The 22,701-nt window shown below is 48.1% G+C and carries 17 protein-coding genes and 1 tRNA gene; 8 read left to right on the top strand and 10 right to left on the bottom strand.

Annotated features, from left to right (window positions below; genetic code table 11):
- The first annotated feature begins 42 nt into the window (after positions 1-42).
- Positions 43-789, top strand: a complete 747-nt coding sequence (locus RIG61_05540) for an HAD family hydrolase (protein ID MEQ9618615.1) — start codon at positions 43-45, stop codon at positions 787-789.
- A 150-nt stretch (positions 790-939) separates the two neighbouring features.
- Here the strand turns inward: RIG61_05540 and RIG61_05535 are convergent, their stop codons facing one another.
- Complete coding sequence (locus RIG61_05535) at positions 940-2,385, bottom strand: VWA domain-containing protein (protein ID MEQ9618614.1); 1,446 nt, start codon at positions 2,383-2,385, stop codon at positions 940-942.
- A 384-nt stretch (positions 2,386-2,769) separates the two neighbouring features.
- Here RIG61_05535 and RIG61_05530 point away from each other — a divergent pair, with 384 nt between their 5' ends.
- The gene (locus RIG61_05530; protein MEQ9618613.1) at positions 2,770-4,593 is read left to right on the top strand and encodes a L,D-transpeptidase family protein; all 1,824 of its coding nucleotides are present in this window, start codon (positions 2,770-2,772) and stop codon (positions 4,591-4,593) included.
- Positions 4,594-4,716: 123 nt separating this feature from the next.
- Here RIG61_05530 and RIG61_05525 read toward each other — a convergent pair whose 3' ends face one another.
- Complete coding sequence (locus tag RIG61_05525) at positions 4,717-4,923, bottom strand: hypothetical protein (protein ID MEQ9618612.1); 207 nt, start codon at positions 4,921-4,923, stop codon at positions 4,717-4,719.
- Between the two features lie 161 nt (positions 4,924-5,084).
- Complete coding sequence (locus tag RIG61_05520) at positions 5,085-7,253, bottom strand: nitrite/sulfite reductase (protein ID MEQ9618611.1); 2,169 nt, start codon at positions 7,251-7,253, stop codon at positions 5,085-5,087.
- Between the two features lie 676 nt (positions 7,254-7,929).
- Between RIG61_05520 and RIG61_05515 the strand changes: the two genes are divergently transcribed.
- Together RIG61_05515 and RIG61_05510 are read left to right on the top strand one after the other, a co-directional pair.
- A complete protein-coding gene (locus RIG61_05515) occupies positions 7,930-9,222 on the top strand; it encodes a cytochrome ubiquinol oxidase subunit I (GenBank protein MEQ9618610.1) in 1,293 nt (430 codons plus the stop codon).
- Positions 9,219-10,214, top strand: coding sequence for a cytochrome d ubiquinol oxidase subunit II (locus tag RIG61_05510; protein ID MEQ9618609.1), 996 nt, complete (start codon positions 9,219-9,221; stop codon positions 10,212-10,214). Before RIG61_05515 ends, RIG61_05510 begins: the two co-directional genes overlap by 4 nt.
- 20 nt (positions 10,215-10,234) lie before the next feature.
- Here RIG61_05510 and RIG61_05505 read toward each other — a convergent pair whose 3' ends face one another.
- The 5 genes from RIG61_05505 to RIG61_05485 all read right to left on the bottom strand — a co-directional run bounded on the left by RIG61_05505 (position 10,235) and on the right by RIG61_05485 (position 13,793).
- The gene (locus RIG61_05505; protein MEQ9618608.1) at positions 10,235-11,053 is read right to left on the bottom strand and encodes an ion transporter; all 819 of its coding nucleotides are present in this window, start codon (positions 11,051-11,053) and stop codon (positions 10,235-10,237) included.
- Between the two features lie 196 nt (positions 11,054-11,249).
- The gene (locus tag RIG61_05500) at positions 11,250-11,492 is read right to left on the bottom strand and encodes a hypothetical protein (GenBank protein ID MEQ9618607.1); all 243 of its coding nucleotides are present in this window, start codon (positions 11,490-11,492) and stop codon (positions 11,250-11,252) included.
- Positions 11,493-11,584: 92 nt separating this feature from the next.
- A tRNA-Leu gene (locus RIG61_05495) sits at positions 11,585-11,669 on the bottom strand.
- Between the two features lie 69 nt (positions 11,670-11,738).
- Positions 11,739-12,962, bottom strand: coding sequence for a 2,3-bisphosphoglycerate-independent phosphoglycerate mutase (locus RIG61_05490; protein MEQ9618606.1), 1,224 nt, complete (start codon positions 12,960-12,962; stop codon positions 11,739-11,741).
- 66 nt (positions 12,963-13,028) lie between these two features.
- Positions 13,029-13,793 carry an MBL fold metallo-hydrolase gene (locus tag RIG61_05485; protein ID MEQ9618605.1) on the bottom strand — a complete coding sequence of 255 codons (765 nt, stop codon included), beginning with the start codon at positions 13,791-13,793 and terminating at the stop codon, positions 13,029-13,031.
- 137 nt (positions 13,794-13,930) lie between these two features.
- On the opposite strand from RIG61_05485, the gene RIG61_05480 reads away from it, so the two are divergent.
- Complete coding sequence (locus RIG61_05480) at positions 13,931-15,634, top strand: N-acetylmuramoyl-L-alanine amidase (GenBank protein MEQ9618604.1); 1,704 nt, start codon at positions 13,931-13,933, stop codon at positions 15,632-15,634.
- Between the two features lie 11 nt (positions 15,635-15,645).
- Here RIG61_05480 and RIG61_05475 read toward each other — a convergent pair whose 3' ends face one another.
- Complete coding sequence (locus tag RIG61_05475; protein ID MEQ9618603.1) at positions 15,646-16,734, bottom strand: ArsA-related P-loop ATPase; 1,089 nt, start codon at positions 16,732-16,734, stop codon at positions 15,646-15,648.
- A complete protein-coding gene (locus RIG61_05470; GenBank protein MEQ9618602.1) occupies positions 16,731-17,687 on the bottom strand; it encodes an ArsA-related P-loop ATPase in 957 nt (318 codons plus the stop codon). The genes RIG61_05475 and RIG61_05470 overlap by 4 nt, the downstream gene beginning before the upstream one ends.
- A 197-nt stretch (positions 17,688-17,884) precedes the next feature.
- Here RIG61_05470 and polX point away from each other — a divergent pair, with 197 nt between their 5' ends.
- The 3 genes from polX to RIG61_05455 all read left to right on the top strand — a co-directional run bounded on the left by polX (position 17,885) and on the right by RIG61_05455 (position 22,645).
- On the top strand, positions 17,885-19,606 hold the full coding sequence (polX, locus tag RIG61_05465) for a DNA polymerase/3'-5' exonuclease PolX (protein ID MEQ9618601.1): 1,722 nt from the start codon (positions 17,885-17,887) through the stop codon (positions 19,604-19,606).
- 63 nt (positions 19,607-19,669) lie between these two features.
- Positions 19,670-21,676, top strand: a complete 2,007-nt coding sequence (gene ligA / locus RIG61_05460) for an NAD-dependent DNA ligase LigA (GenBank protein MEQ9618600.1) — start codon at positions 19,670-19,672, stop codon at positions 21,674-21,676.
- An 84-nt stretch (positions 21,677-21,760) separates the two neighbouring features.
- On the top strand, positions 21,761-22,645 hold the full coding sequence (locus RIG61_05455) for an MBL fold metallo-hydrolase (protein MEQ9618599.1): 885 nt from the start codon (positions 21,761-21,763) through the stop codon (positions 22,643-22,645).
- Positions 22,646-22,701: the final 56 nt, after the last annotated feature.

Raw genomic sequence — 22,701 nt, 5'->3', positions numbered from 1 at the left:
CTTACACGAAAAGATATCCTGATTTCGACAGGACCTTAAAGTATGCACAAGTACAAAGCAATATTATTCGACTTGTTTGACACGATTATAAATTTCAACTTCAGACAGCTACCGACGGTAGAAATGAACGGAATACGTTCAAGAACAACCAGCAAAGAGGTCTATTCGGTTTTCGAGAGGTATTATCCGGAAATAAGCTTCAGCGGTTTCTATCCCTACTTCATCGAGAGCTATCATCAGTTTCAGGAGATGAAGCTTGCGGAATACAGAGAGTTTCCCAACCGTAACAGGTTTATATTGATGCTTCAGAATATGAAATTAACTCCGAATGAAAAAACCGACAGGCTGGCAGACGAAATGGTAGTCGCGCATATGGACGGACTCGCGCAGTGTATAGAATTCCCGGAAGAAAACAAACGCACTCTGGAGAAAGTTAAGGAGAAAGGCTACCTTACGGCAATAGTTTCAAACTTCGATTATGCCCCCACCGCTCACGCCCTGATCGATAAGTATGATATAGGGAGATTTTTCGAGCAGATTGTAATATCGGAGGAAGTCGGATGGAGAAAACCAAAAGATATTATATTCAGACGCGCCCTGATGCTTCTAAACATCGAACCGGAAGACGCTCTCTTCGTAGGGGATAATTTCAGTGCCGATGTCAGAGGAGCGAAAGCCGTGGGAATTAAAACGGTCTGGCTGAATAAAAACCGCGCTTCACTACAAGCAGAACCACCGCCCGATTATACGATTGAGGGATTGCCGCAATTGAACGAAATTCTTGCCTGATAGGATCTATCGCTGGATTTTTCAAACCACCGAATCCTCAGTGAACCCTTAGAATGCGGTGGAAGTGCTCCGTTTCAAACCTTCCCTGAGTTAACCATTCAGCGAAGCTTATCCTTCATATAAAATTATCACACTTCAATCATTCAGGGCTCAGTCGAGCGATACATCCATATCATACTTGATGGCCGAGGATTCACCCGGGAATCTATGGGGCTCGATCAGTATATATACGACTTCCTGATCCTCCGGCGCAGTCCATGAAATCCGCGTTATCGCTCCGGGATTGGCCGAAGCTTTGCTATTGACAATTACACGGTCCTGATCGAAGATAGTCAGCTTAAATCCCGTATCGGATTCAGGCGTTATTTTAACACTCACCTTTTGTCCGGCATTCATTTTGACCGCATAGAAATCCTTCTTGTCCTCTCCCCGTTTCCCGGACAGGTGGCCGCTACTCTTCCCCGGCTCGAGATTAATCGCATTGTCGAATATCTCCCCGGCGTCTGTCGCGCTGCCAATATCGAAGTTATCTTCAATTGTAATGTAATAGGCCGTCTCAATAGCATTCTCGTCGTAATCGTTGCCTACCCCGATGTAGAGCATACTTTCGTCTTTGTTTGAATCGGGGCTCCAGCTGACAGACTTAAGCGTCCCGGGACTGCCTATGATCGTTTCTTTAATAACGAGATTACCCTCTTCATTGTAAATCGAGGCTCCCGCATAGGGATTCGTCGTATCCGGTGTTCGAAATCCGACACTCAGGGTTTGACCGGGCGATAATTTAACCGCAAAGTACTCCGTAAGGCCTTTAGCTATCTCATGGTCCGTCCCGTAATCCCCTGCAGAGATCGGTACAGCTGTCTCCTTTCTGTCACCGCCCATTGGAAGCGGGTTCATCTTCGGCACATCTTTTTTTACAACAACTTCTTCTCTTACTTCGGAAAGAGCCTCTTTAAGCTGATCCGCATTATTAGCCGTGAAATATCTGCCGCCCCCCGCATCCGCAATACAGCTGAGCTGGACTTTCTCTTTTTCTCCCACGTTAAACCCAACAACATGCACATTAACGTTAATACCTTTTTCTTTTAAAGATTTTACCAGGGCGCACGGGTCTCCCTCGCAAGTCTCCTCTCCATCGCTGACAAGGACCACAGTCGTCAGATCCTCCATAGCCTCCAGCTGTTCTCCGGCCATCTCAAGAGATTTTGCAATCGGGGTTTTTCCCCTCGGGCTTATCGACTCAATTTTCCGGGTTAAGGTTGCTTTATCAATCTCCCCCATTTCAGCCATCATCTCAATATCGTCACAATCTCCCTTGCTCCTGTGCCCGTATACAACAAGGCCGACACTGACATCATCGGGCAAATCATTGATCAAATCCGTCATGACCTCTTTCGCAACATTCATCTTGGCCTTACCTTCTATCTGTCCGGCCATGCTCCCCGAACCGTCCAGAATCAGTAATATATTGGAGCCCGAACCTTCTTCTTCGGTTTGTGCCAGTACCGTAATACTTTCGCTTACGCCCAAGAATATGAGGGCTGAAACTAGCACCAAAAATACCCGTATCGAGAATCCGCTCTTGAATTTAGCCATAATAATCTAACCTCCGCTGCTCTTTCGATAAGACTTTATATAACGATGTATAGTTTTATTTCTTAAAAAAGTCAACAGCTCACAACTTACAGATGAGAAAAATTAACAATACAGGCGCAGCCCCAATACAATCGATGAAAAAGATGACAAAACTACACTTGGCCTGTTATCCGACTCAAAAACGGTTTAGCCCTGTATCAATACATATATGATATAAATCCCTAGCCTTAATATAAATTTAGTATTATAATAGTTACCGAGGGGTTATATTTTTTATTCACATAATCTAAAATTTCGGCTATCCATTGCGGACAGTTATATTTATTCTGGATAGTGACTATAGGTAAATCGAGATAAAAGATGCTTAATCCGATTAACGCATTGATGAGAAATCTACTACCCGTTTTCACAATTATGCTGGCCATTACCGGTACTATTATCTCGGGCTGCGTGCCCGCCAATCAGGAAAGCTCCGTACATGAAATCCAAGACCCGGCGCCTGACAATAAAGAAATTACGCTTAATCAAATAAGCAGTTTAATAGGGCTCAAAATAAATAACCCTCAATACCCGGGGAAATTTATAATAGATTCCAAGGCTATAAAAGCTCATGCATCGCTTCCGTTAATTTACCGGAACCGTAATTACCAGCCATTGTGGATAGATGAAAACGGTCCGCGCCCGCAGGCATACGAAATGATAGATGTCATAAAAGACAGCTACAGAGAAGGATTAAACCCTAACAGTTATTGTCTTACCGAAATCGACTACGAGCTAAACAGGATTCAAGCCGACAAGGACTCCGGCGGCCCTGTCAATAGTGAGTCGCTTGCGGAATTGGACCTCCTGCTTTCGAACTCGTATCTGAGCTATGCCCAAGACGTATTATACGGACAGGTCACACCCGAGCAGATTAATATAGAGCTCATATTCGGAGAAAGGAGAATAGACTTGTCGGACCTTCTTGTAACAGCCGTAAACCAAAATAATGTCAGGGAAACGATCAACGGCCTGTTTCCGAAATATCCCGTTTACGATAAGCTCAGAACGGCGCTTGAAAGATACAGAAAGCTGGCTGCTGACGGCGGCTGGGAGCCCATTCCACAAGGGCCTAAATTTAAAAAAGGCGCGAGAGGTCCTAGGGTAACTGCTCTTAAGGAAAGGCTTCTGGTGACGGGGGAAATAGACAGTTCCGCACTCGGGAACGACGCTTTCGACAGTACGCTCGATCAGGCGGTAAGAAAATATCAGGAGCGAAACGGACTGTATGTGGACGGTGTAGTCGGGGAGTCCACGCTCGCGGCGCTAAATATTCCGGCTGAAGAGCGTGTACGGCAGATTGAGCTCACGATGGAGCGATGGCGGTTACTGCCTCAGAGTCTGGGAACCCGTTATATACTCGTGAACATTGCCAACTTCCACCTGTATGCGGTGGAAAACAACAATAATGCGCTTACGATGCGTATAGTCGTGGGCAAGCCCCAATGGAATACCCCTATTTTCAGTGAACAGATGACGCACATTGTTATAAATCCCTACTGGAATATACCGCACAGTATATTCAGGGATGACATTGCTCCCAAGATCAAATCCGACCCCGATTATATGACCAGCAGAAACATTCAGGCAGTAGGCCTCAAATACCAGCCGCCCGAGAAAAAGGAAGCCGACGTAAATTCAGGGGATCTAGCCTCAATAATCGGTAACGGTAACGCAACCCCTGTGGAAGATGCAGGTGCAAAAGCAGCAAAGGAAGAATATATATCCAAGGTACTTTCGGGTAATTACAGGCTTCGTCAAAATCCCGGCCCTTCAAACCCGCTCGGAAGAATTAAATTCCTCTTCCCCAATAAACACTCGGTTTATTTACACGACACGCCGAACAGGGGTTACTTCGAGAGGGCTCAGAGGAATTTCAGCCACGGCTGCATCCGCGTGGAGAAACCGGTTGAACTGGCGGAGTTCGTACTTTATTCAGACCCGGCCTGGTCACATGAGAAAGTCCGCTCTACCATCAACAGAGGGAAAACGCAAACCGTGAATTTATCTGAACCTGTCCCGGTTTACATACTTTATTTCACGGCATGGGTTGATGACGACGGTTCCGTTAATTTCCACGAGGATATCTATGGACTCGACCGCGTCCTTCAAAACGCCCTTCACCATTCAAAAGCAAAAAAGTCCGAGATGGCTACAAATGTACACTAAAGTCCGGCAGTCCCTGCCACAAGCGTGCAGCCAGTCGTAAAAACCCGTTTATTTTGGGATACGCCTTTACCGGAATTTCACAAGCGGAATAAGGAGAGAGCCACAGGATTGAATTAGCTCGGATCAGGTATCTTTTACGACCTCTGTCTGATTATTCAGAATCACCACATGAATCTCCGCGGTTCTTCCGTCATCAAATTTAACGCTGTATGCCTTGCCGACCATCTTATTAACACCTCTAATTATTTCTCCTACCAGACCGGGCTCAAAAACCTGATCCCCGAGAGTAATTTTAAGCACCACTTTGAATTTGGTTCCCGGTACATACATCTATTCAGCCTCTTAGTTTATAATCGAGTGGAAATTATACAAACCGATTCATCGAAATGAAATTGAGTTCTGTGAACGAAACATTAATACACGTGAAGAAAAGCCTGACAGATTCATAAAGGAAGTGTTTCCCTCAAAGTGATTTTGATCCGCCTGTGCTCTTAATTCTTGGCCGGCTCCGTGAGATTCATCTGCACCCTTTCGCATTCCGCATAGAGCTCCTTCGCTATATCGAGCATCTCCACGGCAAGCTCTTCGGACGCTTCCTGGTCGAGCATATCCTGCAGCACTCCCGAAATGTCCATCCACTTCTCACCGGCCTCCCCTGTCCTCACGAGAAGATTCTCGAATTCCCACATGGTCTGCTCGGACGTGAAGGGGTCGACGAGCTTAGTGTAGAGCGGAACGTGCGCGCTCGCGGCGCAAGAATGATAAGACTCTATGATAGATGTCTCGTATTCACCGTGCGACAGCAAGGCCTCCGCCTGTTGAACTCGTTTTTGGGCGTCCGCAAAACTGGGCACCTTTTCTTCAACGGTAGCCCCTGCGCATTCTCCTTTCACGCCCTTCTGAATTTCGAACTTTTCCTCTTCGTGTCCCCAGTCCTGATAAAATGACGGATCTTCCTCAAAAGACGGTATATCTGTGAACTGTGAAATCTCTTCTTTTATACGGTCCCTGCCCAATCTCTCCATAACAAGATCAAAATGCTCCTCGCCGTCCCTTTCGTCACGGTAAACCTCCAGAAGTCTTTTTACCACTTTTGGAGCATTTCTGGTCGGCACCTTGATTATAGATGTTGCGAGTCTGGTTTCATCGCCGTACAAGCCGCCGCCGACGAAAACCTGCTCCGACGGCACATTCCTGCCGTCTTTGGACAAGGAAGCACCCTGGAACCCTATACTCGCAACCACGTGCTGTGCACAGGCGTTCGGACAGCCTGAAATCTTGATATTCAGGTTTTTCGATAGCTCTTTGAATTCTCCGAGCCCGTTTGTCATCCCCTCGGTCAGCGTGTCGGCGAGTCCCTTGGCCGATGTAATTCCCAAACGGCACGTATCCGCCCCGGGGCACGCAGTAATATCATTAAATGTATCCGGACCGAGCCCGACAATATCTATCTCCTTAAGCGCGGAATAAAGAGACGGAAGCGCAGTCTTCGGGATCCAGCGGAGTATCAAATTCTGACCGATGCTTATCCTTATATCGGACGCCGAATAAATATCGGTAATGTCAGCCAGTCTTCTGGCAGTCTCAGATTCCACATCCCCGTTATGTATCTTCAGGTTGACCATGCAAAATTCGTCAAGCTCGTGCGGCCTGACGCAGGACTCTTTCCACTTCAGATAGGCGGGATCCGTTTCCGTGCCTTCAAGCGCGGAAGGAATATTTTCATTAATTTCAGGAGGAGTTATTTCTTCCTTAATATCTGCCAAATAGTCATTCCAGGAAGGATCGACCTTCAGTGCGGCCCATTCTTCCTCCACCTTTTTACGGAACTCTTCAAATCCCAATTTTCTAACCAGGAACTTCATTCGCGCTTTCATGCGCACTTTACGCTCCCCGTAGCGGTCGAATATTCGGATAACAGCCGCCGAGAAGGGAATCATATCCTCAACTGGCATGAACTCCGTCCACAGTTCGCCGAGTGAAGGAGAAGCACCCAATCCGCCGCCCACGTGGACCTGAAATCCCTGCCTCAGCTCGCCGTCCACATCCCTGACACGCGCCCTGAAACCGAGATCGTGAATTCTGACTCCCGCATGATCCACATCCTGACAGCCCTCGAAGCATACTTTGAACTTTCTGCCCATATTCTGACAAATAGGGTTTCGGAGCATGAAATTTTTAAACGCTTCCGCATAAGGGGTTACGTCGAATGTTTCGGTAGGAGAAACGCCGGACTGATGGCACGCGGTTACGTTTCTCACCGTATTTCCGCAAGCCTCACGGGTCGTAATTCCTACGTCCGCAAGCTCACGCATCATATTTGGCACGGTCTCTATCCTGATGTAATAAAGTTGCACGTCCTGCCTGGTAGTTAGATGCATAAACCCGCTCGCGTACTTGTCCGCTACATCCGCAAGCTGCCTTAACTGCAGCGAATTTAGGCCTCCGAACGGGATTTTGATACGCTGCATCTGTACACCGTCCTGACGCTGGGCGTAAGTGCCCAATTGGAGCCGTATCTTCTGGAACTTGATATCCCCCGTGAGCCCGGCGAGATAGTCCTGTATCTGACGCTCGTACAAATCGAGCTCCTCACGGACCTCCTCAGGCAAGCCTTCCTTTATTTCCTTCATCGATTTTTGTTTTACCTGTACCTCCATAACTTCTCCCTTGTGTTGATATTCTTTATATGTTCTCCTTAAAAATCTATATTCCAGTCTAAATTATTTTATATAGCGATGAGCTTTTACGCAAATTTCAGCGCATCTGCGTTCACTCCGGCGGAGTAAATGCCCGGTGACTCAGAAACCGCCGGGCTCGGGCCTGTAATATCCTTTCCATTGTCCGAATTCCGTTCCATTATATAGAGGTTAATACCAAACACTAAAGAACAAAGCAATAAGCATACCAGGTATCAGCTTCTGTATATTTACCGCGGCTAACTGCCCGATATTATACGGTTAAGTTTCTCGGTATTTTCTTCACTTAAATATATTGAAATTACATTGAAGGTCAAAAAATATACAGAATATCGCAGTATCGTGTATAAAAAGTAATCACTTATTTATCCTAAACAAGTGCGTACGGAATCTTTAGACACTCGCAAAGAAACTATCGAAGCGATTCTTTATATACCGGAAAAGGGTTAGTTAGAGTTCCGGGAACAGTTGTCTTAAAAACTATGTTTAAGAGGATTGATTTGGATAGAGTACCCTTTAGACTATTAAAAGTGAGATGAAAGATTCATAACAGGTGCTTTCAAAGGGTTCCGAGGGTTGAAATAATCGTTTTCTGAAACTGATAACAATGGATTCTCTCCTGGCTGCCAGACTTCAAATGGCCATTTCCTTAGGCTTTCACATCATTTTTGCCGTAGCGGGCATCGCTATGCCGCTTATGATGGTTATCGCGGAATGGAAATGGCTCAGGACAAAAAAAGAAGTTTATCTCTCACTAACCAAGCATTGGGCGAAGGGAACGGCGATCCTCTTCGCCGTTGGAGCCGTCTCGGGTACGGTTCTGTCTTTCGAGCTCGGGCTGCTGTGGCCCAATTTTATGGAATGGGCGGGCTCTATAATAGGCATGCCGTTCTCACTCGAGGGATTTGCCTTTTTTACAGAGGCGATCTTTCTCGGTATTTATCTTTACGGATGGAACAAGGTTAATCCGACCGTTCATTTAATTTCCGGAGCTTTAGTCGCCGTCAGCGGGGCCGCGTCGGGAATATTTGTTACAATAGCCAACGCCTGGATGAACACCCCTGCCGGGTTTGATCTCATTGACGGAAAGCCCGTAAATATCGACCCCATTTCAGCCATGCTCAATCCGGCGGCTTTTTCGCAGAGCCTGCATATGATTATCGCGGCTTATGCCGCAACCGGTTTTGCGGTCGCAGGCATACACGCCTTTCTCTTGCTCAAAAATCCGAGAAATCAGTTTCACCAGAAAGCCCTTTATATCGCTCTGGCCATAGGGGGTGTAGCTGCTGTAATACAACCCGTGAGCGGAGACATACTTGCAAAGACTGTCGCGCAAAATCAGCCGCTCAAGCTCGCCGCTTTCGAGGGCCAGTTCAAGACCGAGAAAGGGGCTCCGCTTAAGATCGGCGGGATACCCGATGTCGACGAGATGAGAACAAAATACGCGCTCGAGATCCCCTACGGGCTGAGTCTGCTGGCTTATAACAATCCGAAGGCGGAAGTTAAGGGACTCCAAAGCTTCCCGCGCGATCTCTGGCCGCCCGTGGCCATCGTTCACGTCGCTTTTCAGATTATGGTCGCGGCAGGATTAATCATGATAGCCATATCCATTTATTGCTTCATACTAATGATTAGAAGAAAGAAAATTTATAATTCCAGACGGCTCCTACGTATTTTGATGCTGTGCTCTCCCCTCGGTTTTATAGCCATTGAAGCGGGGTGGACGGTCACCGAGGTCGGAAGGCAGCCCTGGATAATTTATGAGGTCATGAAGACAGCCGACGCTCTAACGCCCATGCCCGGTCTGGTCGTGACCTTCAGTTCCTTTACGCTGATCTACATATTCCTTTCCGCAATCGTGGTTTTACTCCTGCTGAGACAGTTCAGGGCAAGCCCCGAATACGTCGATAAGGGGAATTCCGAGCCATGATATTTTCGTTTGAAGTAATAATATCCGTGATAATGCTGATTTCGCTAATCCTCTACGCTTTGAAAGGGGGGGCGGATTACGGCGGAGGCGTGTGGGACCTACTGGCATTCGGGAAAAGAGCCAGAAAGCAGAGAGAGGTGATTGCCGAGGCTATATCGCCCGTCTGGGAAGCAAACCACGTGTGGCTGATACTGGTTATCGTAATTCTATTTACAGCCTTTCCCGCGGGCTTTTCGACCATCAGCACCGTTCTTCATATTCCTTTAACGCTGATGTTAATCGGCATAGTTTTTAGAGGCTCGGCTTTCGCGTTTCGCACATACGACGCCAAGAAAGAGGAATCGAGGAGCTGGGGGCTGGTCTTTTCCGTATCAAGCCTGATAACGCCCGTACTCCTGGGAGTGATACTAGGGGCGATCATATCCGGGAATGTAATTGTCGAGAACGGGATTGTCAGAGACGGCTTCATTAAGCCCTGGTTCTCACTGTTCGCGCTCTTTGTGGGATTATTCACGCTGGCTCTCTTCGCTTATCTGGCCGCCGTCTACTTAACACTTGAAACGGACGATGAGGAATTACAGGACGATTTCCGCGGCAGGGCATTAATATCAGCCGTAATATCCGGTTTACTCGCGATCGCCGTCTATGTGCTTTCAGGCTCGGGCGCGCCTACAATAAGTCGGGAGCTGAGTGAGAATTGGTGGGCGTGGGGTATACAAGTTGTAGTATTTATCCTGGCTGTCTCGGCTTTCGTTGCGCTGATAACAAGAAGATTTAGATTAGCGAGGATGTGCGCGATAGGCCAGGTGTCGCTTATAATCCTGGGATGGGCGATTGCGCAATACCCGTACCTCGTAGAACCGAATGTAACTATTTTCAATGCCGCGGCGCCGGAAAGTACACTGAAATTACTTCTCGCTACGCTTGTGCTCGGCGGCTTTTTACTGCTCCCCTCTTTTTATTACCTCTTACGCGTATTCAGGAAACTATGATTAGAACGACTTTACAATGATCAAAGCTCCTCTCCGCAATATTTACAATGTTTCGCGTCTAAATCATGCCCTTCCCTGCTGCAGTGCATACATGAGCGCGTCGTAACGCCTCTTTTATAAGACTGCGAGAGCTCCGCGGTAACTATTCCTGTGGGAACCGCGATTATACTGTAACCCGATATCATCACCACCACAGCCAGCGTCTGCCCGAGGCTTGTCTGAGGAGACAGATCGCCGTACCCCACTGTCGTCAATGTAACTATAGCCCAGTAAACACTTAGCGGAATACTCGTAAAGCCGTTCTCAGCCCCTTCCACCATGTACATGAGGGAGCCGAGAACAACGACTATCGTTACGATAGCAAAGAGGAATACGGTTATTTTCCTGCTGCTTGCTTTGATAGCGCTTACAAGCATATTGACTTCCCCGACATACTTGGCGAGCTTGAGCACCCGGAATATCCTGAGAACCCTCAAGACTCTTATAACCAGCAAAAACCTGGCGCCCGGGAGGAGCAAGTCCAGATATGTCGGAATAACCGTGAGCAGATCGACGATTCCGAAAAAGCTCGTAGCGTATTTAAGGGGACGCCGCACCGTGACAAGTCTCAAGACGTACTCGATAGTAAACAGGATAGTGAAAAACCACTCGAGTGAGTAGAGAACATTGCCGTATCTTGCGCTTATGGAACCCACGCTGTCCAGCATTACGGCAATGACGCTCGCGATGATGCTGACGATCAATACCACATCGAACAGCTTGCCGAGAGGCGTATCGGCCTCAAATATTATTTCATGAACCCTTTCTCTCCAACCCTCATTATTGTTATTTTCCGGCATTAAATTTTCTCCATGTGAAATATTAAAAGCACCAATCTATATTAACATTGTGCTTAGCATTATAGAATCGCCGGAATATAAGGCAATGCGCCAAAATGATGTAATACGGAAAGTGCGGCTGTAATAGAAAAGCGGGCTTGTGTGAAACGGGGATTAAAGAGAGTATTAATTCACAAACGGGAGGCGCAGAAAATTTTCATATCCCGTGCTTGTCGCGGAAATCCGAAATTTCCTTCCAGACAGTGTCGGTCACCTGATCTTTGGTTACACGTGAGAATACCTTTTGCAGAATCCTTTTTTCGTCCTCATCCACTACCCTGTCTTCGAGAGCTATCTTTTCTAGCATCCTGAGCTCTTCTTCGCTGATTGTGCCGTCGTTTGCAAAAACTACCAGAAAAGAATATCCCGTCAACCGCTTCGCGCCTGATTTTGGATTCATATATTTATTCCCGCCTTAAAACATTACACTTTGTCGTAAATAATATACAAGAAATGTTAAGGGAAAGTTAAATCGAACTTCTGAAGAATTTGTGGTGCCGAAGGCGGGAGTCGAACCCGCACGCCCGAAGGCACAGCCCCCTCAAGACTGCGTGTCTGCCAATTCCACCACTTCGGCACGAATAAATAGAGGGAAGAAATAAATTATCACAAGAACGCCTAAATTCAAGAGCCTCAAAGCCGGTATTCAGGCGCCGTATTTTTGAAGCCGCCCGGCGTGGGCTAGTAGCATGGTCATAAGATCAACCGCCCTGAAAGTGCCTAGCTCGCCTCGCGCGCACTCCGTTTCTCCGAAGCCCTCGGCGCCCGCGCCCCTCGTGTACCCGGAGCTGATCATTATGGGTACCGGGTGCCAGCTGTGGGCCTTCATCGAGGCTGGCGTGGAATGGTCCCCGGTCACGACAAATACGTCCGGGGCTAGCGCCATTATCTCCGGAACAAAGCTGTCGAATTCCTCTATGACCTTCGCCTTGGCGCCGAAGTTCCCGTCCTCGCCGTAACTGTCCGTTTTCTTAACGTGCATGTAAAAGAAGTCGTATTTATCGTAATCCCTCTTCAGGGTTTCGATCTCGCTCTTGATAGTCATGTCCCCCACTTCCAGCACATCCATGCCGACCAGCTTCGCAACCCCTCTATACATAGGGTAAGTAGCGATACAAGCCGCGCTCAACCCGTATGCGTCTTTATAGGAAGCGAGGTTCGGATGAACCGCAAAGCCCCTCATTAACAGGTAATTCGCGCGCTCCTCGTCTCTTATTATCTCCGCGACCCGGCTAAGAAACTTTTGTACTATTGCCGCAACTTTTGCCGCTTCGGGATTATTCCCGGTCGGGGGAATCGGGCTCTTCCCTTCCATCTGCGGATCAGTGTCGTGAATCCGGTCTCCGCCCTCCCCTATCGGCTCGGGGAAGGTAAAAATAATTGCCGATCTGTGCTCCATTCCGGAAACCATGTTCACCTTCACGCCGTCTATTTTTTTAATCTCCCCGGTAATCCTCGATACGATCCTGATATTCTCTTCAGTAGGAATCCTTCCCGCCCTTCTGTCTGTAACTACAGGCGTATCGCCTTCGTATTTAACAGTTGCGAAATTACCCCTTATGGCAAGGTCGCTGGGCGTAAGCTCAAGCCCGAGCCCGAGCGCTTCGAGCACGCCGCGCCCGATTTCATATTGAAGAGGGTCATAGCCGAACAACCCCAGGTGCGCCGCGCCGCTTCCGGGCGTTATGCCGAATGCTACCGGCATATGCTGACCGCATGCCCCTTTTCCGGCAAGCGCGTCAAGATTGGGCGTGGACGCAGCTTCAAGCTCGGTTTTGCCGTTCTGCGGAAGGCCCCCGAGGCCGTCGAGCACGCAGAGTACGATTTTAGTATCATTGGGCTGTAGTAATTTTTTGATAACTTCCTGCATTTTATCCCCTCTGCTGCAATAGCTATAAACATTTTCCCCGCAGTTTGAGAGGTAATCAAGTCGGTGTTAATCGAATTCTATTTCCATACCGTCATACGCAGGGACCATGGAGTCGGGTAGCTCTTTCAAAAGCGTATCATAATCGAGCTCATGCCCCATGTGGGTGAATATCGTAAGCCCGGGTTTAATTCTCTCCGCTGTCCTTACCGCCTGCTCGACATTAAAATGTGCATTATGCGGCCTGTATCTGAGAGCGCTCAGTATGAGGACGTCGAGGTTGCGGAGCTTGTCCCACGATTCATCGGGAATGCCGCTGCAGTCGGTGAGATAAGCCAGGTTGCCTATTCTGTAACCGAGTATTGTCCAGTTGTCGTGGTAAATATCGACCGGGGTCACCGTGACGCCGTATATATTGAATTCCTGAGAGACGGTATTTAAAAGAAGCTTCGGCTTGCCGCCCGCGGAATTCGTGCCATCAAATATATATTTGAAATTTTTCTCAATGTTTTTAAGGGTTTGGCGGTTCCCGTAACAGGGAATTTCCATTTTATTAACGAAGTTGAATACCCTGAGCTCGTCGATTCCGTGTGTATGGTCGGCATGGGAGTGGGTATATAATACGGCGTCAATCTTCGTAATACCGTGCCTCATAGCCTGAAATCTGAGGTCGGTGGAGGTGTCGATCAAAAGATTTTTACCCCCGGTCTCAATGAATAGAGAGCACCGTGTTCTTTTGTTTTTGGGGTTTTTCGAGGTGCAAACACTACAGCCGCACCCCAGAATTGGAACACCTGTAGAGGTGGCGCAACCGAGTATAATAGCCTTCATCATTAGAAATTTAGCATTAAGTAAAGGTCATTTCAAAAAATATACTGTTCAAAACGATGAATTATCTGGTAAAATGTTAAAGTAGTTTATAAAAAACCATTTACAAGCGGCTAGCAAAATAATATAATTAATGCAATCTCGTGAATAAAAAATCGGCGTACACGGTCATAATTGTTTCTTTTCTCGCTGTATTTTCACTAGCGCAAGACAGCCGCGCCCTGGATCGCGGGGAAGTACTCTACAAAGAAACCTTCCAGCTTTACAAAAGTCTCGCCGGGGATCCGAGCAAAGTTAACAAAAAGGAAATCTGGGATACAATAGCGCGCGCTTTTTACAGTATATATATCAACTATCCGGAAAGCTCGAAAGCGCCGAATTCTCTCTTTCTTTCGGGAAAAATGTATGAGGAAATGGGGGAGAGGTTCGATTCACAGCCCGACCTCAATATGGCGGTTGAGTATTCGAGATTATTCGTGAGAAGATACCCCGAGAGCAACCTGGCCGACGACGCTCAATTGAGGGTCGCGAGGATTGTGGAGAAGAAAAGCAAATCAGACGCTTATCTCGAATACGAGAAAGTGGTTACCGGGTTCCCGGACGGCGACATGAAAATGATCGCCAAAAATAAAGTAGCGGACCTATCGCCGTTTAAGCCGTCAAAAAAATCCGGGGTTTCGAAGTCTGTGAAGTCCTCCGGGGGCAGCCTTATCAAGGTGAGCCAGATCCGGCACTGGTCAACGGACACGTACACAAGGGTCGTAATTCATGTCGACAAGGAAGTGCCGTTTAAACCCATACTGCTCAAAGCCGACCCCGAAAACGGGATACCGCCCCGGCTTTTTGTGGATATCCACGGGACGAGCGTAGATAAAAACCTCTATGTAGAGCCGGTTAACAACGGTCTCCTAGAACAGATCAAGTTCGCCCGGAATACACATGACAGCGTGAGGGTAGTACTCTACATAAAAAGCTTCGACGATTACAAGGTTTTCGCGCTCCAGGACCCGTTCAGAATTGTGATGGACATACAGGGCACGGGAGCAAAACCGGGAGACTACTACGCAAAAAAAGGTACGGGTGATTATGAGTACGAAACAAGATTGCCGGATGACAATGTAGCAAGCCTTTCCCAAGCCCTGGGGCTGAAGATAAGAACCGTCGTGATAGACGCCGGTCACGGAGGCCACGACCCGGGCGCTATCGGACCGTCGGGCTTAAAGGAAAAAGATATCACTTTAAAAATCGCCAAGGCGTTAAAGCAGAAACTGGATAAAGAGGGGAGGAAGTTCGGAATTACGAATGTTTACCTCACCAGAAATAATGACCGGTTCATACCCCTTGAAGAAAGAACGGGAATCGCCAAGAAACACGGGGCCGATCTCTTCATCTCTATTCACTGCAACGCCGCACGGAACAAAAACGCATACGGAATAGAAACCTATATCCTGAGTTTCACAAACGACCAGAGATCGCTTGCGGTTGCGGCGCGGGAGAACGCCACGACCAGCATATCACGAAGTGAAATGGCAAATGTCCTGAAGCAATATTTACTGAGCTCCAAGATCGAGGAATCCGAGCGGTTTGCCGGTTATGTGCAGAACTCGGTCGTTAAAACCGTGTCCGCAAATTATCAGCCCGTCAAAAATAAAGGCGTCAAAAAAGCTCCCTTTGTAGTTCTTATCGGAGCGGATATTCCAAGCATACTGGTTGAAACAGCCTTCATTACCAATCCCAGAGACGAGAAAAGACTCAAAAGCGACGCCTATATAGACGAATTAGCAGACGGCATCCTTGCCGGTATCAAACGATTTTCTTCAGAAGTACAAACAGCGTCACTCAGGTAGCATTCAAAGAGTTAGTCAAATAAATACTCTCTTATTCCGCGCAGGTCTTTTAAGGTTATAACCTCGGTATCCAGGTCGGGAATCGCGTAAGAGGTAAGCCTCGACTGAAGCCTTTCCAGGGCCGCCTTCTCGGCTGATATCAAGCTCCTGTAATTGTCATAATTCCTGAGGAGCTTCTGCCTGAATTCGCGGCCGCCCGGTATATCTTTGTAATCCGGCTCCTTTAATTGAGAGAGGTCCTTATCGACCGCCGCCCGGTTCACAATTACAGCATCCACATCATAGCCGTCTGAGGTTAACTCATTATGCCAGTCGAAGGTGTTTTGTAGCGACCGTTCTTTTAAATTTGTGACGATCAAAAACGAACTGGAATCTGATTTGAGCAGGTTATAGGTTTTGGCCGCGCGCGCCTTTATCCCCTCGTTTACCGCTTCAAAATCCGAAAAGAACTCCCACATATCATGGATAACGTCAATGCCAACTATCCTCTCAGCAAATTTAAGCGACATCAACGTGAATAATCTTGTAAAACCCAGGCTCATTCGGTCTATAAAGTGGAAGGATTTAAAAATCTCGGAGTCGAGTATGGAGCTGAGTCTCAGGGGAGCCGAAAGAAAGCCCGACAGATGCTCGGAAGGAGGAGTATCAACGATAATAATGTCATACTCGCCCTCTTCATATGACGAGAGAAGCGCCTCCATCGCCATGTACTCATGAGCGCCCGCGAGAGAATCGGCAACACTTTTATAATAATTATTAGACAGAATTCTGCCGCTGGTTTCACTCGAGTCCGCAACCCTTTCTATAAGTCTGTCAAATGTGTTTTTTACATCCAGGACCCTGACCGTAAGCCCGGAGGACCCGGCGTAGCCGGCGTTACCGAGGCGTCTCGGCAAAATAACGCCGAATTCCGATCCTTCGGATATTCCAAGAGACTTGGCCAGCCTGCGTGACGGGTCGACGGTCAATGCAAGGGTGCGTTTCCCCTTTGAGGCTGCTTCAAGCGCAAGGAGGGAGGAAATAGTGGTTTTTCCGACGCCCCCGGCACCGATACATATAATTACACTCTTTTCTTCAAGAATACGGTTCAATTTCGTCACAGGCTCTTATCCAGCTGATTCCGCAGCTCGGAGGATATTGACTTTAAATCCCGGACCGCGAGGTCTCTTTTATACCTCTTATGTATTATTAATACAGGCTCTTTCAATTCCTTGCGCAGTTTCTTTGTGTATTTTTCAGACATACGGGTTCTCGCAGCATGGCTGAAAGCCAATTCAACAGCAGGGCTTATTTCGGCGCCTTTATTTTCAGTCAGAAGCTCCTTTATGATACTCACTTCCTTTTTATCGAACATCTTTTCATATGCATTATTCACAACCGTGAAGATAACATTGATTCCGAGAGACTTAACCGAATCTATTAGCTCGATCGTCTCTCTGACCACCATCTCCTCGGGAGTTGCCACAACCACGACCGCGGCTTGATCCGGGTCTTTCAGAAAACTCTCAACCCATCCTATGTGGCTTTTAAACGCCCCTCCCCTCACCATATCGAGAACCCTGGACGGCAGGTCTAGAATAGGTATCGCGTGGCCGGTAGAGGGGGCATCGAATATAACCTGATCGTACGCTTTCCGCGATTTCCTCCCCTGCGGGTTCCTGTTACCCAGATGCCACACCTTACCGATCGTTATAAGCTCCATCAGCCCCGGAGCCGCCTCAAAAAAGTTTTGAAGGGTTTTTGATTTAAGGATTGTCGCGTAAACGGGGTATAGATTTACAAAATTCTCACGGACATATTCTTTAAGCGCAGTGTTCGGGTCAATAGCGACCGACCACAAATTATTATCCAGCGCTTTTTCCCTGCTGTTAATCCCGGTGTTAAATCCAAAAAAGTAGGAATCTTTCTTAATCTCGTTCAGGGTTACATAAATTGAATCGCGGTCGAATCGAGAGTTTAAATAAGAGAGCGCAAGGGAAACGGTTGTTTTGCCGACCCCGCCCTTTCCCGTTACCACAACCAGTTTCTTGTTGAACAATTCATCCAGATTCATCTATTTCGTCCGGTCTTTATTGATGATAAGGCGGGGCAATCAGGATTATCACCTTCATATGCGCCTCAAATTACCCCGTTTATAGTACCCGATTGTTAAATCACGCAATCAACACCCGCATAATAAACATTCGCTAAAAAACGGTTTTCAAACATGTTATTATTCATCGTTTATAGAACGGGATGCGGTCTCAGAAGATGAGTAAAAATAGCGAGATAGCGGAAATATTCGAGCATATATCCGACATGTTGAGCGTGCTGGATGAAAACCCTTTTAAAATCAGGGCGTACCGGAAAGCGGCGACGAACATACTGGAACTGAATGAGGATGTAGAGGACAGGGCCGCCAGGGATGAGCTTACAGGGATACCCGGGGTCGGGAAGGACCTCGGGGAAAAAATAAAAGAATATATAAAGACAGGAAAGATAAAGGAATACGAAAAACTTAAGAGCGAGGTTCCCCTTGAGCTCACCGAACTGCTGCGGATTCAGGGCCTGGGCCCGAAAACGCTTGCCCTCTTATACAAGGAGCTGAAGGTCAGAAAACTCGCCGATCTGGAAAAGGCGCTTAGCGGGAAAAAAATTCTGGAGTTCAGGGGAATGGGGCAAAAGAAAATAGACGACATCAAGAGAGGGGTTCAGTTATTCAAGGAGAGCAAGGAAAGAAATCTGCTGGGAAAAGCGCTCCCTCTGGCGGAGAGCATCGTCGCGGAAATAGAAAATATTCCCGGAACGGAAGGCACCAAAGTCGCGGGGTCGATCAGGAGAATGAGGGAGACAGCTAAGGATATAGACATACTGACGATATCCGATAATACACAGAAAGTAGTCAAAGGGTTTACCGAAATGAAATTTGTAAAAGACGTGCTCGCGTCGGGAAGCACGAAGGGAAGTATTATTGCCGGGGAGGGAATACAGGTGGACCTCAGGGTGGTGCCGCCCGAGTCATACGGGGCGGCGCTTTTGTATTTCACCGGATCAAAAGCTCACAACGTGAAGCTCAGAACACTAGCCACCAAAAAAGGGCTCAAAATTAACGAGTACGGGGTATTTAGAGGAGAGAAAATGGTCGCAGGGGAGACGGAAAAGGATGTCTATAAAACGCTCGGCCTGCCGGTTATCCCGCCCGAGCTGAGAGAGGACCGGGGCGAAATAGAGGCCGCAGCCGAGGGCAGGCTCCCTCACCTCATCGAGCTTGAGGATATAAAAGGCGATCTCCACACCCATACAACCTGGAGCGACGGCAAAGCGTCAATTGAAGAAATGGCTGAAAGCGCGGCAGAGCTCGGCTACGGGTACATAGCGATAACGGACCACTCCCCTTCCCAAACGATCGCGAACGGACTTTCAATCGAAAGGCTTATGAAAAAGAAAAAAGAGCTTGAGGCGGTTGCCGGGAAATTCAAGAAAATAAAAGTGCTAATGGGAACAGAAGTCGATATAAAAACAGACGGCTCCCTCGATTATCCGGACGGTGTGCTTAAGGAGCTGGACGTTGTTATAGCGTCCGTCCACAGCGGTTTCAAAATGGAAAGAGAAGCTATGACCGACCGCATTATAAAGGCGATAAAAAACCCATACGTCCACGCCATAGGGCATCCTACGGGGAGGCTTATCGGAGAGCGGGACCCTTACGACGTCGATATCGACGATGTAATTCAGGCCGCGCTTGAGCACGGGAAGGCTCTTGAAGTGAACGGCTCTTACCCGAGGCTCGACCTGAACGACCTACACGTAAGGAAGGCGGTCGACGCGGGTGTGAAGATAATTATTTCGACCGACGCCCACAGCCGGGGACAGCTCGGATTTATGAGGTACGGTGCGGGGACAGCGAGAAGGGGCTGGGTCGAGAAGAAAGACGTTCTGAACGCGCTGCCATTTAAAGAACTCGACGAGTGGCTTAAAACGAACAGGAATTAGAGTGAAGTATACTGCATATATCTAATATAGTATATATACTAAAAATAAGACGTATAAACGACTATGAAAAAGAAAGAGGCCCGGAAAAGAATAGAGAAGCTCGCCAGGGAGCTCGAATATCACAACTACCTCTATTACGTTAAAAACAGCCCCGAAATCTCGGACTACGAATTCGACACCCTGCTTAACGAATTAAAGGAGCTTGAGGCCGAATATCCCGAACTGGTCAAACCCGACTCCCCCGCTCAGCGGGTGGGAGGATGGGTGGCGGAAGGCTTTGAATCGGTGAGCCACATAGTCCCGATGATGAGCATAGATAATGTTTCCACCGCTGAAGGGGCGTACGAATTCGATAAGCGAGTCAAAAGACTTATTGGCACCGAGGGGGATATAGAATACGTGGCGGAGCCTAAGTTCGACGGGGTCTCCGCATCTCTCACCTTCGAGGAAGGACTGCTGACCCGTGGGGCTACACGCGGCAACGGCAGAACGGGCGAGGACGTCACGAATAATCTAAAAACGATTAACACCATCCCGCTCAGGTTAAACGGGGAGAACAGGGTTCCTGAATTAATAGAAATAAGGGGAGAGGTGCTCTACCCCATAGAGGCTTTTAAGAAACTGAACGGGGAGCTGGCAGAGGCGGGCGAGCCGCTCTTCGCGAACCCGAGAAACGCGGCTTCGGGCGCGATAAGGCAGCTAGACTCAAGCATCACCGCATCGAGACCGCTTACCTTCTACGCATGGGGGATCGGAGAGGTCAGAGGGTTTGAAATCGAGACCGAGTGGGAGCTCATCGGGGACCTCCGCAAGTGGGGGTTCAAGGTCGATGCACATATCATGCTGTGCGCCAGTATAGATGAGGCCATATCTTATCAAAACGAGCTTGAGCCCGCGAGAGACAGCCTTCCCTATGAAGCGGACGGAATAGTAATCAAGGTAAACAGGAGGGACTACCAAAAGGAGCTCGGCGCGACAGCGAAGCACCCACGGTGGAGCATCGCCTATAAGTTCAAACCGAGGCAGGCGACTACTAAGATAAAAGATATTACGGTGCAGGTAGGGCGGGTCGGGCTACTAACCCCGGTCGCCGAGCTTGAGCCTGTCGGTATCGGAGGTATTACCGTTAAAAGGGCGTCGCTCCATACAGACGACATAATCAGGGTAAAGGACATAAGAATAGGCGACACGGTGCTCGTTCAGAGGGCTGGGGACGTGATCCCCGAAGTGGTCATGCCGATTGAGGATAAAAGGACGGGGAAAGAAAAGGCCTTCAGAATGCCTGAAAAATGCCCCTCCTGCGGAACGGAGGTCGAGAAGGAAGGCGCTTATTACTATTGCCCCAATCTCTCATGCCCGGCGCAGCTGAAGGGAAGGATAACGCACCTCGCATCGAGGAGGGCTTTTGAGATCGAGGGGCTCGGAGAGAAGATCGTAGAGCAGCTTATGGCCGAAGGGCTCGTGAAAGACCCTGCCGATATTTTTTATCTCAAAAAAGAAAACCTCGCGCCGCTTGAAAGATTCGCGGAAAAGTCCGCCTCCAATCTGGAAGCGGAGATAGAAAAGAGCAAGAAAGTCCCGTTCGACCGTTTCATCAACGCCCTCAGCATACGCCACGTGGGGGAGCGCGTGGCTCAGATACTTGCCGAAAACTATCACAGCATCGACTCGCTCATGAATACCACGGTCGAGGCTCTGACCGACATACATACGGTGGGAACGGAGATAGCAAAAAGCATAGTGCACTTCTTCGAGCTTGAGCAGAACAGAGCGCTTATCAAAAAGATGCTCGAATCAGGGGTTGATATTCAATACAGAGAAAAAACAGGACTCAGCGACAAGCTCAAGGGAAAAACGTTCGTCTTTACCGGAGCGCTAGAATCGATGACGAGGGACGAGGCTCAGAGGCTGGTAGAAGATCACGGGGGGCGGGCGACTTCATCGGTTACCAAAAAAACCGATTACGTTGTGGCCGGGAGCGATCCGGGATCGAAGCTCGCGAAAGCCGAGTCTCTGGGAATAGAAATACTGGATGAGGAAGGGTTTAAAAGATTGATTGCTAGTATGTAAATCAACTTAACTTTACCTTCACTGCAGTCCTGTCTATGTTTTATACATTCAGGAAGATATCTCAGAAGCAAAAGGGAGTTTTTTATGAAAATTCATGTTTTAGACCATAACTTCTTTGAAGAGAAGGTAATAGCTTCATATCTGATAGAAAACGGGGGAGAGCCTATTTTAATCGAAACCGGCCCTGATACGACTTTTAACAAACTCGAAAGCAGCCTCAATGCTCACGGTTACTCCGTCGAAGACATAAGAAATGTTTTTGTTACACACATACACCTGGATCACTCAGGAGGAGCCTGGCACTTCGCTAAAACCGGCGCTAAAATTTATGTCCACCCTTTCGGAGCCAAGCACCTGGCCGATCCTGAAAAGCTCATAGCGTCGGCCAGAAGAATATATCAAGAACAGATGGACACGCTATGGGGCGAAATCCGGCCTATACCGAGGGAAAATATCCACGAAATTCAGGACGGGGAAAGGATAAAAATCGGTAACATTGATATAGAGGCTGTTGAGACTCCCGGGCACGCGTCCCACCATCATTCATATCTCATAGATGACATCTTATTTGCAGGGGACGTCGGCGGTGTCCGCATAGAGAACGGTCCGGTATTGCCCCCCACCCCTCCGCCCGAGATCAATGTGGAGCTCTGGCAGGAATCCATACGAAAGATACTGGATTTGAATCCAGAGGCCTTGTATTGTACTCATTACGGCAGGTCCGACAACGTAAGAGATCATTTGAGAGAACTGGAAGACAGACTCCTCGAAGCCACCGAATGGATCGGAGAGAGATTGAAAGAAGGAAAAACCGAAGATGAAATGACCTCTGATTTTGAGGACATGTTCAGAACGATACTCGTAAAAGCCGAAGCCGACAGTCAATTGATTAAAGCTTACGAGTTGGCAGACCCTTTCTGGATGAATGTACCGGGACTCGTGCGCTACTGGAAAAAGTTTCGACTCTGAGCCCGTTTTCAGGAGGTTTATCGGGTGAAGTGCCTGATCCGTGACGAACAACAAAA

Source organism: Deltaproteobacteria bacterium (assembly GCA_040223695.1).
Taxonomy (GTDB): Bacteria; Desulfobacterota_D; UBA1144; order Nemesobacterales; family UBA2774; genus JAVKFU01.
Note: the sequence above shows the minus strand (reverse complement) of the source record. Positions and strands in the feature narration are given on the sequence as shown.